This is a genomic window from Sphingomonas sanguinis (genome assembly GCF_019297835.1).
In the GTDB taxonomy this organism is placed as follows: domain Bacteria; phylum Pseudomonadota; class Alphaproteobacteria; order Sphingomonadales; family Sphingomonadaceae; genus Sphingomonas; species Sphingomonas sanguinis_D.
The window spans coordinates 3,926,060-3,939,949 of record NZ_CP079203.1 but is presented as its reverse complement, the minus strand read 5'-3'; the positions used below and the strand labels follow the sequence as shown (position 1 = coordinate 3,939,949).

Genomic DNA, 13,890 nt, shown 5'->3' with positions numbered 1-13,890 from the left:
CGACGGGCTTTCTTACGCTGGGAACAAGGACGGACGGCTCAACTGCGCCGGATCAACGCCCGCGACAATCGCCGATCTTCGAGCGAATAGTAAAGCCAGATGCCATCCTCCGCGACAACGACCGAGGCGGCGAAGGCGATATCGGTCGCGCCGCGATCATCGGCGGGCGGCGGCAGGATCAGCGGTTCGATCCCGCGCGCGACGACGCGGGTATAATGCTCGTCGAACGCGACCCAGCCGATCCGCCAGCGCGCATCGCGGGTCGCGCCATTGTAGAACATCACCGGGCAGTTCTTGTCGTCGGTCAGGAGCGGGCCGGTCGACAGATGCCAGTCGTCCCAGCTCTTCTCGCGCGGCATGAAGGGCGTCGGCTGCTCGGTCCACGGCCCCGCCACATCCTCGCCGATCGCCAGTCCGATGCGCGATGCCTCGTCGGCGGCATATTCGTAGAACAGCCGCCAGCGCCCGTCGGCCGTGCGGTCGACCGTCGCCTCCTTGGTATTGCCCTCCGACTTGGAGGACGCGAGCGCGACGCCGCTCTTCTCCAGCCGGTCGATCGACGGCCCGGCGGCATAGGACAGCTCGCCATGCGCGTGATCGGCCAGCACGCCGGAATAATAGACGATATAGCCATCGTCGGTGCGCACGACCGTCGGGTCCTCGACCCCGCCCGCATCATGCTCGCCGGGTCCGGGTGCGATGGACGGCGTGTCGAGCATCGTGAAATGCCGCCCGTTCTCGCTCCACCCGGCCCAGATCACGCCGGTATCGGTCAGCGTCTCGCCCTGCGGCACCACCGCGCGGACCATCATGCCCCAGCGGCCATCGGACTCGCGCCAGACATAGGGGCTCATCAGATCGCGGGCCATCAGCTCGGGCGGCCCTTCGAGCGTGACGTCCTCGATCCGCTTGACGTTGAAGTCGAGGTCGAGCGGCGCGTCGGCCACCTGGTCCTTGCGATGCGGATCGGCGACCGAGCTGTTCACATCGGCCCCCGTCATGCGCCGAGCGCCTGCATCAGCGACAGGCCGCCGTCGATGACGATCCGCGCGCCGGTGATGTAGCGTGCCTTGTCGGAGGCGAGGAAGACGGCGAGGTCCGCGACCTCCGACGCCTTGCCCGCGCGGCCCATCGGAATGTTCTTCTCCAAGCTCGCGCGATAGGCCGGATCGGCCTGCGCCTTGGCGTTCATCGGGGTCAGGATCATGCCAGGCTCGATCGCGTTCACCCGGACACCGCGCGGTGCCTCCTCGATGGCGAGCGTCTCGACCAGCGTGGTCAGCCCCCCCTTCGCCGCGCAATAATCCGCACCGCCCGCGCGCACCGCATAGGCGTGGATCGACGAGATCTGAAGGATCGCCGCATCCCCCTTCGCCTCGCCCCGCCCGGTCAGGAAGCGACGCGAGGTCAGGAAGGCACCGGTCAGGTCGGTGTCGATCATCCGCTGCCAATGCGCCAGCGTCATATCGCGGACGGCAACGCCCGCCATGTTGACCCCGGCGGAATTGACCAGCACGTCGGCCGCGCCCCATTCCTTCTCGACGGTGGCAAAGGCCCGGTCGACCGAGGCTTCGTCATCGACGCCGACCTGCACCGTCATCGCCTCGCCGCCTGCCTTGCGCACCGCCTCGGCGGAAATATCGGCGGCGCCCTGATCGCTGTGGAACAGGATCGCGACCCTCGCCCCAGTCGCGCCGAACGCCTCCGCACAGGCCGCGCCGATCCCGGACTCGGCTCCCGTCACGATTACCGTCTGCGCTGCCACCGGCCTTCTCCTATATGGGATGAACGCCGGTAACGATTTCTATGCTGGATCGTTGCTGAACGGGAATGACATTAAAAATCCGTCATTCATCGCTATCCCCATGTCCATGATGTCCGCTCATCGCCGCGCCCGCATCGGGGGCGAAGCGCCGGTTCCAGATGACCGCCGAGGCCGAGATGATCGCTACCACGATGAACGCCGCCGAGAAGCTGTTCAGCGTCGGCCCGCCCTTCCCCTCGACCAGCGAACCCAGTTCCAGCACGGTCGCGGCGGTGCAGATGCCCAGCGACAGGGTCAGCTGCTGGAAGGTCGCATAGAAGCTGGTCGCCGCACTCATCCGGTCCTTGTCCACATCGGCATAGGCGATGGCGTTGAAGCCCGTGAACTGGAACGAGGTGAAGAAGCCCGACAGTGCCAGGATGAAGGTGATGCGCGGGATCGACCAGTCGGGGCGGAAGAACGCACAGGTCGCATAGCCCGCACTGCTGGCCAGACCCGACACGATCAGGCTGCGGCGAAAGCCCCAGCGGCGCAGGACGCGCGGCGCGAGCGCCTTCATCGCCAGCGCACCGACCGCACCCGCCATGGTGATCGTGCCCGTCTTGGCGGCACTGAGGCCGAAGCCGAGCTGGAACATCAGCGGCAGCAGGAAGGGCTGCGCGCCCTGGGTGATCCGGGTCAGCGAGCCGCCGATCACCGACAAGCGAAAGGTCGGCACCCGCATCAGCGTGGGGTCGAGGATCGGGTCGGTCATATGCCGCGCATGGCGGATATAGAGCCATCCGAAGACCGCGCCGATCACCAACAGGCCAATCGCGACCAGGCCGGTGCCGGGGCGGCTGGCAAGTTCGAACCCGAACAACAGACAGCCGAGCGAGATGCCCGACAGGAAGAAGCCCGACACGTCGAACCGCAACCGCGCATCGCCGCGCACCTCGGGCACCAGCATCCACGCGCCGATCATGCCGATGATGCCGATCGGAATGTTGAGATAGAAGATCCAGCGCCAGTCGAGCCACGTCACGATGAACCCGCCCAGCGGCGGCCCCAGGATCGGCCCGATCAGCGCGGGCATGACCAGCCAGGACAGCGCCTGCACCATGTCCGCCTTGGCGACGCTGCGCAGCAGGACCAGCCGCCCGACCGGCACCATCATCGCGCCGCCGATGCCTTGCAGGAAACGCGCGGCGACCAATGTGGGTAGCGACCCCGACTGCGCGCACAGGATCGAACCGAGCAGGAACACCCCGATCGCCGAACAGAAGATGGTGCGCGACCCGAACTTGTCGGCCAGCGTCCCGCTGGCGGGAATGAACAGCGCCAGCGCGAGCAGATAGCTGGTCAGCGCCAGGCTGAGGCTGGTGGCGGGGGTCGCCAGATCGCGCGCCATGGTGGGCAGCGCGACGGTCAGGACGGTGCCGTCGAGTTGCTGCATGAAAAGCGCGGAGGCGACGACGAGCGCGATGACACGGTAGCCACGGGTCTGCACCGGCTCTTCCGAACGGGGGGCGCCGCTGGTCACCGCCTCGACACCGGGAGCCAGCCCGTCATTCACATCCGCACTCATCGAAGCCAGGTTACGCCGTCGCCACCGCATGTCATTCCATTCGTCAATCGCGCACCCCCAATGTCCTAAAACGCGATAGCGCCCCCTGCGATCAAGGCCCGTGACGAAGTTTTGCTGTCGGAACTTAAGATTCCCCCTTCCTCCCCTGGAAGGGGAGGTGGCAGGCCAAAGGCCTGACGGAGGGGTGTCACCCGTATCGATAGCGGGACACCCCACCGACGCGCTGCGCGCGCCACCTCCCCTTGCAGGGGAGGAATAGAAGACCGTCGGACCGTTGTTCATGAGCCACTGCCCGCCCCGCCCGCCGCCCGGATTGCCTCGGTCGCCAGGACACGAACGGAACGGTGCCAAATCACCTGAGTTTGGAAACGGTCCAAGCAAAGGGTCCTTTCCGCCGATGCCGACGATCACCACCGACCATCTTTCCATCGCCTGCGACCTGTACGGATCGGAAGGCGCGCCCGTCGTCCTGCTGCTCCACGGCTGGCCCGACGATGCGACGACCTGGGACCGGGTCGCGCCGCGTCTGGCACAGGCGGGCCTGCGCGTCGTCGTGCCCACCCTGCGCGGGTTCGGGGCGACGCGGTTCCGCCATGACCACACGCCCCGCACCGGCGACAGCGCGATCCTGGCGCTGGATGCGATCGCGCTGATGGATGCGCTCGGCATCGACCGGTTCATGGTCGCCGGCCATGACTGGGGCAGCAACATCGCCGAGGCGCTGGCCGTGGGCTGGCCCGAGCGGGTGCGCAGGCTGGCGATGCTCAGCACCCCGCCGCGCCTGGGGGGCATGCCGACCCCGTCCTTCGACCAGGCGCAGCGGCAATGGTATCACTGGTTCATGGCGACCCGGCGCGGCGCGCAGGCAGTGCGCGACGACCGGCGCGGCTTTGCCCATATCCACTGGCTCAACTGGTCGCCGCCCGGCTGGTTCGACGAGGCGACGTTCAACCGCGTCGCAAAGTCGTTCGACAATCCCGACTGGCCTGCCGTGACGATCCACAGCTATCGCGCCCGCTGGGACGAGGCGCAGCCCGACCCGCGTGGCACCTGGCTGGCCGACCGGGTAAAGGCGACGAAGACGCTGGCGCTGCCGACGCTCTACCTGCACGGAGAGGTCGACGGGGTGAACCCGCCCTCCACGGCGCGCGATGTGCCGGGCAAGTTCAGCGGGCCGTTCACGATGGTCGAACTGCCCGGCGTCGGCCATTTCCCGCAGCGCGAGAATCCCGAGGCGGTGACGCGGTACCTGATCGAGCTGTTCGTCGATGCCGAGGAGGATCAGGGCCATTGGAAAATCGCGGCCGGGGTCGCGGCGGCGGGGCTGTTGGCGGCGGCGATTGGCTTCGCCTGCACACGGCGCGGGGAGGACGAACAATCCTCCCCGGAACGGGGAGGTGGCAGCGCGGAGCGCTGACGGAGGGGGGCTTCCCCATGGGACGCCCCTAGCGGCACGCCCCCTCCACCAGCTTCGCTGGTCCCCCTCCCCGTACCGGGGAGGATTAATCTTGCCCCACTCCCTGCGTCATGCGACATCGCTCCCCAGGGTGTTCGTGGACAAGTCACGGGCAGGATGATCGTTGGTCGGGCCGCCAGCGAGGATCAGTCCTGCCGGAGCCATGGCCATGTCCCACCCGACGCGCATCAGCGCGATCCGTCGTTTCCTTGACTCCCAGACCTCGGCCGGACTGGTGCTGATGGCCGCCGCCGCCGTCGCGCTGGTCCTTGCCAATTCGCCGCTATCCGCCGGATATGCCGGACTGCTCCACCGGCATTGGGGGCCGCTGTCGGTCGAGCATTGGATCAATGACGGGCTGATGGCGGTGTTCTTCCTGCTGGTCGGGCTGGAGATCAAGCGCGAGGTGCTGGACGGGCAGCTGTCCACCTGGCCGCGCCGTATCCTGCCGGGGCTGGCCGCGCTGGGGGGCATGGTGGTGCCCGCGCTGATCTATCTCGCCTTCAATCGCGGCGACACCGCGTCCGGCTGGGCGATCCCGGCGGCAACCGACATCGCCTTTGCACTGGCCGTCATCCGGCTGGTCGGCGACCGGGTTCCGGCATCGCTCCGCGTCTTTCTCGCGGCGCTGGCGATCATCGACGATCTGGGCGCGGTCGCGGTGATCGCGGCCTTTTATTCCTCGTCGCTGTCGCTGGTCGATCTGGGCGGGGCCGCCGCGATGCTCGCGTTGCTGGCGGCGTTCAACCGGGTGGGCGTGAAACGGCTGTCGCCCTATCTGCTCGTCGGGCTGGTCCTGTGGGTCTTCATGATCCGGTCGGGCATCCACGCCACCATCGCGGGCGTCCTGCTGGCCTTCACCATCCCGATGACCCCTACCCCGGCCCGCCCCGATGGCGAGGATGATACGCGCGACAGCCCGCTCCACCGGCTGGAACATGCGCTGCACAAGCCCGTCGGTTTCCTGATCGTGCCGATCTTCGGGCTGGCCAATGCCGGAGTGCCGGTGCTGGGATTGCCGGTGAGCGCCTTTGCCGCGCCGGTCACTTTGGGTGTCGCGCTGGGGCTGTTGCTCGGCAAGGTCATCGGCGTGTTCGGCATGACGATGCTGGCGGTACGCATCGGAATCGCCGACGCACCCGCCCATGCCACGACGTCCCAGATGCTGGGCACCGCGCTCCTCTGCGGCATCGGCTTTACGATGAGCATCTTCATCACGCTGCTCGCCTTTCCCGGCGATCCGCTGCTCCAGGCGGAGGCCAAGCTGGGGGTGCTGGCGGGATCGCTGGTGGCGGGGCTGCTGGGTTATGGGGTTCTGCGCCGGGCCGCCCGATGACGCTTGCGTGATCGTGGCCGGGCCGCCATCCTGCCGACTTCTGGACAAGGGGGACGGCAATGCGGTGGCTGGCGGCAACGGGATTGATGGCGCTCGCGGTGGCGATGCCCGCCACGGCGCAACAGGCAACGCCGCCGGTCGCGGCCAAAAAACCCCATCAGGTCCCCTCGCCCAATGGCGCGCGGGAGGACGAATATTATTGGCTGCGCGACGACACCCGCAAGAACCCGGAGATGCTCGCCTATCTCAATGCCGAGAACGCCTATGCCGATGCGCAACTGGCCGCGCTGAAACCGCTGGAGGCGAAACTCTATGCAGAGACGGTCGCCCATATCAAACAGGACGATAGCAGCGTTCCGTACCGCAAGAACGGATATTGGTATTCGTCGCGCTTCGCGACCGGCGCCGACTATCCGCTGATCGAACGCCGCCAGGGCAGCGCCACCGCGCCCGCCGCCATCTTGTTCGACCAGCCCGCCATGGCGAAGGGCCACAATTTCTTCTCGCTGTCCGATTGGGCGGTCAGCCCAGACAACAGGCTGGTCGCCTGGGCCGAGGACACGGTCGGGCGGCGGCAATACGTGCTGAAGGTCAAGGACATCGCGACCGGGCGCATTTACGAAGACACGATCACGAATATCGAGCCGAACATCGTCTGGGCGGCGGACAATCGCACCATCCTCTACATCGCCAAGGACCCCACGACGCTGCGCGGCTATCGTGCGATGGCCCATGTGCTGGGCACGCCGGTCAGCGCCGACCGGATGCTGTACGAGGAGAAGGACGACACCTTCAGCATCGGCGTCGGCCGGACGACCGACGACAGCTATATCTGTATCGGCGTCCAGAGCACGGTCAGCGACGAGCAACGCTGTGCCCCCGCCGCCCGGCCGACCGCCTTCACCGTCATCGCGCCGCGTGAGCGCGAGTTCCGTTATAGCGCCGACCATCTGGGTCATCGCTGGATCATCCGCACCAATCGCGGCGCGAAGAACTACAAGCTGGTGACGCTGGCCGATGCCGACATGGCCAGGGGGGCCGCCGCCTGGCGCGACCTGGTGCCCGGCAGCGACGCCGTCTTCATCGAGGCGTTCAAGCCGTTCAACGGCTTCGTCGCGATCGACCAGCGCGAAGGCGGCAACCGCATGATCCGCCTGCTGACCGATGCGGGCAAGTCCGTGCCCGTCAAGGCGGACGAGCCCGCCTATCGCATGGGCCTGTCGATCAACGAAGAGCCGGACACGCCCTGGGTCCGCTATACCTATGGCTCGCTGGTCACGCCGACCACGACCTATGAGATCAACGCCCGCACCGGCGAGCGCCGGACGCTGAAGGTGACGCCGGTCCCCGGCTACGACCCGGCGCTCTATGTCACCGAACGGGTCTGGGCACCCGCGCGCGACGGCACGCGCATCCCGGTGTCGATCGTCTACCGCAAGGGCGTGAAGCGCGACGGCACCGCGCCGCTCTTCCAATATGCCTATGGCAGTTACGGCATCTCGACCGATCCCTCGGTCGATGCGGGGCGGATCGGGTTGCTCGACCGGGGCGTGGTCTATGCCATCGCGCATATCCGCGGCGGGCAGGAAATGGGGCGCGGCTGGTATGATGACGGCCATCTGCTGAACAAGAAGAACAGCTTCACCGACTTCATCGACGTCACCCGCTATCTGATTGCGCAGAAATATGCAGCACCCGGCCGGGTGGCCGCGATGGGCGGCAGCGCGGGCGGGCTGCTGATGGGTGGCGTCGCGAACATGGCGCCGCAGGATTACAAGCTGATCATCGCGCAGGTGCCGTTCGTCGATGTGGTCACGACGATGCTCGACGCCTCGATCCCGCTGACGACCTTCGAATATGACGAATGGGGCAATCCGGCGAACAAGCCCTATTACGACTATATGCTCAGCTACTCGCCCTACGACAATGTCGCGGCCAAGGCGTATCCGGCGCTCTATGTCGGCACCGGCCTGTGGGACAGCCAAGTGCAATATTACGAGCCGGCGAAGTGGGTCGCCCGGCTGCGCGCGAAGAAGACCGATGCCAATCCGCTGTTGTTCCGGGTCAACATGGAGGCCGGGCATGGCGGCAAGTCCGGGCGGTTCGAACGGATACGGCAGAATGCGGAGTGGCAGGCCTTCATGCTGTCGCAGCTGGGGGTGGCGGGGTCGTAATTTTGGAGGTTTCAGCCCTTGCGGCCTGCCCTCCCCCCATCCACCTCCCGCTTGCGGGAGGGGGTGCGCCTCGAACCACCCTTCCCCCCACCCCCACACCCCGCTACGCATCACATATGATACGGCTCGGCTGGCTCATCCTGGGGTGCCTGTTCGTCGCGCTCGGCGTGATCGGGGCGATCCTGCCGCTGATGCCGACGACGATCTTCCTGATCCTGGCGGCAGGCTGTTTCGCGCGCTCCTCGCCCCGGCTGGAGGCGTGGTTGCTCGACCATCCCCGCTTCGGCCCGACCCTGCGCGCGTGGCGGCAGGACGGCGCGATCGGGCGGCGGGGAAAGGCGATGGCGTGCGGGGGCATGACGCTGGGTTATGGCCTGTTCCTGCTGGGGGCACGGCCGCACTGGCCATTGGCGCTGCTGGTCGCCACCGTCATGGCGGGCTGCGCAACCTTCGTTCTGACCCGCCCGACCGCCTGATCCGGCTTGCGCTATCAATATACGGACCATATACACTTCATATATGGGTATCGTAAAAATCGACGACCAGCTTCACGAAGAAATCCGCCGCGCGAGCACGGTCATGTGCCGCTCGATCAACGCGCAGGCGGAATTCTGGATGAAGATGGGCATGCTGGCCGAGGCCAATCCGACGCTGACCTTCCACGAGATCGTAAAGGCGCAGATGGCCGCCGCCGATTTCCCCCTGCCGCAACCGCTGGTCGCCTGACATGGTGAAGACGGCAGAGGAACTGGCGCTGATGCGCGTCTCCGGGCGCTTGCTGGCGCAGGTGTTCGAGATGCTCGACGGGGTGAGCCTGTCCGGCATGTCGACGCTGGCGATCAACGATCTGGTCGAGCGTTATATCACCCACGACCTGTCCGCGCGGCCCGCGAGCAAGGGGCAGTACGGCTTTGCCTATGTGCTCAACAGCTCGATCAACCAGGTCGTCTGCCACGGCGTGCCGAGCGCGGAGGACGTGATCAGGGACGGGGATATCGTCAATCTGGACATCACGCTGGAAAAGAACGGCTTCATTGCGGATTCCAGTAAGACCTACATGGTCGGCGAAGTCTCACCGGGCGCAAGGCGGCTGGTCCGCGTGACGCAGGAAGCGATGTGGAAGGGCATCCGCCAGGTGCGACCCGGCGCGCGACTGGGCGATGTCGGCGCGGCGATCGAGAAACATGCCAAGGCGAACGGCTATTCGGTGGTCCGCGACTATTGCGGCCACGGCATCGGGCGCGAGATGCACGAGGCTCCGGATGTGATGCATTTCGGGCGGCCGCGCACGGGCGCGCCTCTGCGCGAGGGCATGACATTCACCATCGAGCCGATGATCAACCAGGGTACACGCAAGGTATCGACCAGCGATGACGGCTGGACGGTGGTGACCGATGACGGAAAGCTGTCGGCGCAGTTCGAGCATACGGTTGCGGTGACGAAGACCGGGGTCGAGGTGCTGACCCTGCGGACGGGGGAGAAAATAGGTTAAATCCGTTCCCCGGCGAAGGCCGGGGCCCAGTTTCGGCGGGTTTGATGGCGCGCGGGGCGATGCGTGGGAGGCATCCACCAAGCGCTTGCTATAGCCTCCCCCTCATCGTCCCGCGCGCTTCACGCATTATAGCAGCTGGGCCCCGGCCTTCGCCGGGGAACAAGGCGCTCTTACCCCTCCACCCGCAACCGATACCCCACACCCAGTTCGTTCGCGATGACGCTTCCCACCGGCTGCGGGGCTTCCAGCTTCTGGCGCAGGTTGCGCACCACGATGCGCAGATAATCAATGCGCGGGTCCTCGTCCCCGCCCCAGGCGGCGTCGATGATCTTGTCGTGCGTTACCACGCGGCCGGGATGGCGCGCCAGTACGGCCAGCACGTCATATTCCTTGCGCGTCAGATGCTGTTCCTCACCGCCGCGCGTCACGACGCGACGGTCGAGATCGATCGCCAGATCGGCGGTCCGCACTACGCTTGGTGCCGCTTCCGCCGCACGTCGGTGCCGCAACGCCACGCGCAGCCGCGCCAGCAATTCGTCCGTGTCGAACGGCTTGGTGACATAATCATCCGCGCCCAGATCGAGCGCGGCGACCTTTTCCTCGGTCGCCTCGCGCGCCGAGACGACCAGGATCACCCGCTCCGCCCCGCGCAACAGCGGGATCAGGCTCAGCCCGTCGCGGTCGGGCAGCCCCAAGTCGAGCAGCACCGCGTCGGGATGGTCCGCCGCCGCGCGCGCCAGCGCCTCGCGTCCGTCGCGCGCCTCGACCACCAAATGCCCCGCCTGCTCCAGCGTGTTGCGCAGCAGGCGACGGATCGCGACTTCATCGTCCACCACCAGGATCGTCGCGGGCATCAGGCCATTCCCTCCGGCGCGCCATCGCGCATGATATGATCGCGCGGGAAGCAGAGCGCGAAGGCCGCGCCCTCGCCATCCTCGCGGTTGCCCGCCTCTACGCCCAGACCCATGGCCTCGGCAAAGGCCTTAACGATGGCGAGGCCCAGGCCGGTGCCGCCCGCCACCCGGTCCGAGCCTTCCAACCGCCGGAAGGTCTCGAACACCTCCGCCTCGCGCCCCGGCGGCAGGCCGGGGCCATGGTCGAGGACCGACAGGCGCAAGGTGCCGTGCCGGTGCCGCCCCTCGATCACGATCTCGGTCCGCGGATCGCCGTAGCGCCCGGCATTGTCGAGCAGGTTGAGCAGGCAGTGGTGCAGCAGCTGCGGATCGGCACGGACCATCGGCAAGTCGGGCGGCACGTCGAGCCGCACCGCATGCCCCTCCAGCGCGCGGCGGGCGTCATGTGCCGCACCCGTCACCGCGTCGCTCAGGTCGATCGCCTCGATCTTCAGCTTCAGCGCCCCCGCCTCGACCCGCGCCATGTCGAGCAGATTGGCGACGAAGCGGTTGAGCCGCGACGCCTCCCCCTCGATGGTCGAAATCAGCTCGGGCGTCGCGCCCTGCCGCAGTTGCGCGGCGGCGGCCATGACGGCGGTCAGCGGCGTGCGCAGGTCATGGCTGACCGAAGACAACAGTGCCGCCCGGAGCCGGTCTCGGGTGCGCACCGCATCGACGTCGCGCACCTCCGCCTCCAGCCGGAGCCGTTCGAGGATCAACGCCGCCTGGTCGATCAATCCGGTCAATAGCGGCAGGCGGTCGGCGCGCACCGGCTCGCCCCCGGCCTCCCGCGCCAGCCCCAATACGGCGAGCGTCCGGTTGCCCGCCTTCAATGGCTGGAACAGCCATTCGGACGCGGCCAGCGTCGCCGATCCCTTGCCCGCAGGCGCACCGGTGTCGAACGCCCAGTGGGCGGCGGCCATCTCCATCGTCTCCAGCCGATAATCGGGCTTGGTCGCCGCCTGCACTGCCAGTCCGGCGGGCGACGGGGTGAGCAACACCGCCTGCACCTCGAACAGCCTGGCGATGTCTTCGCAAATGACACGCGACGCCTCCGCCGGGTCGGCCAGACCACTCAGGCGGTGGAGAAATCCCGCCAGCGTCGCATTGTCGCGTGCGCTGCTCGCCGCGAGATCGGCCTGCGCCCGCACGCGCGAGGTCAACTGGCTGGTCGCGACGGCGACGCCCAGCAGGACGAAGATCGAGATGACGTTTTCCGGATTGCTGACGCTCAGCGTGCCGACGGGGGGCAGGAAGAAGAAATTATAGGCCAGGCTCGATGCCAGTCCCGCGAACAGACCCGTGCGCAGGCCGTAGAGGCTCGCCGCCGCCATGACGGGCAACAGATAGAGCAAAGCGACATTGCCGAGGTTGAGGATGTGGAACAGCGCGCTCGCCAGCGCCGTCACCGCCACGACGCCGAGCAGCGTCAGCCCATAGCCGATGGGCGAGCCCCATTGCCCGCGCCGCCTAGTCCGCTCGCGCTCGACCGGCGCTTCGCCGACCGGCAGGACATGGACGGTGACGCCGGGCGTCTCGCGCACCAATCGGTCGACGACCGAGCCATGGCGCAACTCGAACCAGCGCGAGCGCTTGGCCTTGCCGACGACCAACTGGGTGGCGCGAGCGTCGGTCAGGAAGGCCTGTATGCCCTCGACGACGCTGGGCGCGGGCACGGTCGCCACCGCCGCGCCCAGTTGCGTCGCCAGCGTCATGGTCGCGGCCAGCCGCCGGTGCTGTGCCTCGCCCAAGGTGGCGGTGCGCGGCGTGTCGATGAACAGGGCGGTCCACGGCGCGCGCAAGGCATCGGCCGCGCGTTTTGCCGCACGGACCAGTTCGTCCGCACCGGGCAGTTCGCTCACCGCGACGACCAGCCGCTCGCCCGCCGCCCATTGCCCGCCGACGCCAAGCGACCGGACATGGTCCAGCATCTGCGCATCGACCGCCTGCGCCGCCCGCCGCAGCGCCAGTTCGCGCAGGGCCGACAGGTTGGACTTGGAGAAGAAATGCGACAGCGCTCGCGTCGCCTCCTGCGGCAGATAGACCTTGCCCGCCTTCAACCGCTCGATCAGTTCGTCGGGGGGGATGTCGACCACCTCGATCTCGGCGGCCTCCAATATACGGTCGGGCACCGTCTCGCGCACGCGGACGCGGGTGAAGCTGGCGACGACGTCGTTCAGGCTTTCGACGTGCTGGATGTTGACGGTGGAATAAACGTCTATCCCCGCCGCCAGAAGCTCCTCAACGTCCTGATAGCGTTTCGGATGGCGACTGCCCGGCGCATTGGTGTGGGCGAGTTCATCGACCAGGGCGAGGCGGGGGGCACGGGCGAGTACCGCATCCAAATCCATTTCATGAAGCGTGCGTCCTTCATAGGGCACGGCGCGGCGTGGCATCACCTCCTGACCGCGGACCAGCGCCTCGGTCTCGACCCGGCCATGGGTTTCTACGACCGCAACGATGACGTCGACGCCGTCGCGCCGTCGTGCGGCGCCCTCGGACAGCATCTCGAACGTCTTGCCGACGCCGGGCGCTGCCCCCAGGAAGATTTTCAGGCGGCCGCGCCCCTCGCGCTCGGCGGCGCGCAGCAGGGCATCGGGGTCGGGGCGCGGCTCGCCTGCCGTCATCGCTTGGAAGCAGCGTCCAGTGCGCGATTGAGGGCAAGGACGTTGACATGCGGGTCACCCAGCACCGAGTCCTCGGTCTTCGCGAGGACCAGCGCGCGAACCTGCTCGACACCCAGACCCCGGACGCGGGCGATGCGGGCAGCCTGCGCCAGCGCGGCTTCGGGCGACAGATCGGGGTCGAGGCCCGAGCCGCTGGCGGTGACGAGGTCGGCGGGCATCGCGCCCATCACGCCCTCGGCACGACGCTTGGCGACATCGGCCTTCACCCGGTCGGCCAAGCCTTGCGAGGTCGGCCCCAAATTCGAACCGGACGACGCCAGCCCGTCATAGCCCTTGCCCGCCGCAGAGGGGCGCGTCTGGAAATAGCGATCGCTGACGAACGCCTGTCCCACGACCTCGGAGCCGATCACCCGCCCACCGACCTGCACCAAACTGCCATTCGCCTGATGCGGGAAGATAGTCTGTCCGATCCCGGTCATCGCCAGAGGATAGGCGATGCCCAGAAGAGCCGCGAACAGGATCGTCATGACGATCGCAGGTCGCAAGGCGGAAGTGAAATCCTTACCCATGACAATGCTTC

12 protein-coding genes are annotated in these 13,890 nt (G+C 67.4%); 6 read left to right on the top strand and 6 right to left on the bottom strand.

Annotated elements, in window-relative coordinates; all coding sequences use genetic code 11:
* Window positions 1-38: 38 nt before the first annotated feature.
* The 3 genes from KV697_RS18245 to KV697_RS18235 all read right to left on the bottom strand — a co-directional run bounded on the left by KV697_RS18245 (window position 39) and on the right by KV697_RS18235 (window position 3,332).
* Window positions 39-1,001, bottom strand: coding sequence for a glycoside hydrolase family 130 protein (locus KV697_RS18245; RefSeq protein WP_219019388.1), 963 nt, complete (start codon window positions 999-1,001; stop codon window positions 39-41).
* A complete protein-coding gene (locus tag KV697_RS18240) occupies window positions 998-1,765 on the bottom strand; it encodes an SDR family oxidoreductase (RefSeq protein WP_257575433.1) in 768 nt (255 codons plus the stop codon). The genes KV697_RS18245 and KV697_RS18240 overlap by 4 nt, the downstream gene beginning before the upstream one ends.
* Window positions 1,766-1,847: 82 nt before the next feature.
* A complete protein-coding gene (locus KV697_RS18235; protein ID WP_257575432.1) occupies window positions 1,848-3,332 on the bottom strand; it encodes an MFS transporter in 1,485 nt (494 codons plus the stop codon).
* Between the two features lie 397 nt (window positions 3,333-3,729).
* Between KV697_RS18235 and KV697_RS18230 the strand changes: the two genes are divergently transcribed.
* The 6 genes from KV697_RS18230 (at window position 3,730) to map (ending at window position 9,790) form a co-directional block, all read left to right on the top strand.
* A complete protein-coding gene (locus KV697_RS18230; RefSeq protein WP_219019386.1) occupies window positions 3,730-4,749 on the top strand; it encodes an alpha/beta fold hydrolase in 1,020 nt (339 codons plus the stop codon).
* 208 nt (window positions 4,750-4,957) lie between these two features.
* Window positions 4,958-6,124: a Na+/H+ antiporter NhaA gene (gene nhaA / locus KV697_RS18225; RefSeq protein WP_219019385.1), complete on the top strand. Its 1,167-nt coding sequence runs from the start codon at window positions 4,958-4,960 to the stop codon at window positions 6,122-6,124.
* 59 nt (window positions 6,125-6,183) lie between these two features.
* Entirely contained in the window at window positions 6,184-8,298 is a 2,115-nt protein-coding gene (locus tag KV697_RS18220; RefSeq protein WP_219019384.1) for a S9 family peptidase, read from the top strand.
* A 116-nt stretch (window positions 8,299-8,414) separates the two neighbouring features.
* On the top strand, window positions 8,415-8,774 hold the full coding sequence (locus tag KV697_RS18215; protein WP_219019383.1) for a YbaN family protein: 360 nt from the start codon (window positions 8,415-8,417) through the stop codon (window positions 8,772-8,774).
* 43 nt (window positions 8,775-8,817) lie between these two features.
* Entirely contained in the window at window positions 8,818-9,024 is a 207-nt protein-coding gene (locus tag KV697_RS18210; RefSeq protein WP_056439147.1) for a ParD-like family protein, read from the top strand.
* Window position 9,025: 1 nt separating this feature from the next.
* A complete protein-coding gene (gene map / locus KV697_RS18205) occupies window positions 9,026-9,790 on the top strand; it encodes a type I methionyl aminopeptidase (RefSeq protein ID WP_219019382.1) in 765 nt (254 codons plus the stop codon).
* 170 nt (window positions 9,791-9,960) lie between these two features.
* Here map and KV697_RS18200 read toward each other — a convergent pair whose 3' ends face one another.
* From KV697_RS18200 to kdpC, 3 genes are read right to left on the bottom strand one after another with little or no spacing between them, the layout of a single operon-like run.
* A complete protein-coding gene (locus KV697_RS18200) occupies window positions 9,961-10,644 on the bottom strand; it encodes a response regulator transcription factor (RefSeq protein WP_219019381.1) in 684 nt (227 codons plus the stop codon).
* Window positions 10,644-13,310 carry a sensor histidine kinase gene (locus KV697_RS18195; protein ID WP_219019380.1) on the bottom strand — a complete coding sequence of 889 codons (2,667 nt, stop codon included), beginning with the start codon at window positions 13,308-13,310 and terminating at the stop codon, window positions 10,644-10,646. Before KV697_RS18195 ends, KV697_RS18200 begins: the two co-directional genes overlap by 1 nt.
* The gene (gene kdpC / locus KV697_RS18190) at window positions 13,307-13,879 is read right to left on the bottom strand and encodes a potassium-transporting ATPase subunit KdpC (protein WP_219019379.1); all 573 of its coding nucleotides are present in this window, start codon (window positions 13,877-13,879) and stop codon (window positions 13,307-13,309) included. Before kdpC ends, KV697_RS18195 begins: the two co-directional genes overlap by 4 nt.
* Window positions 13,880-13,890: the final 11 nt, after the last annotated feature.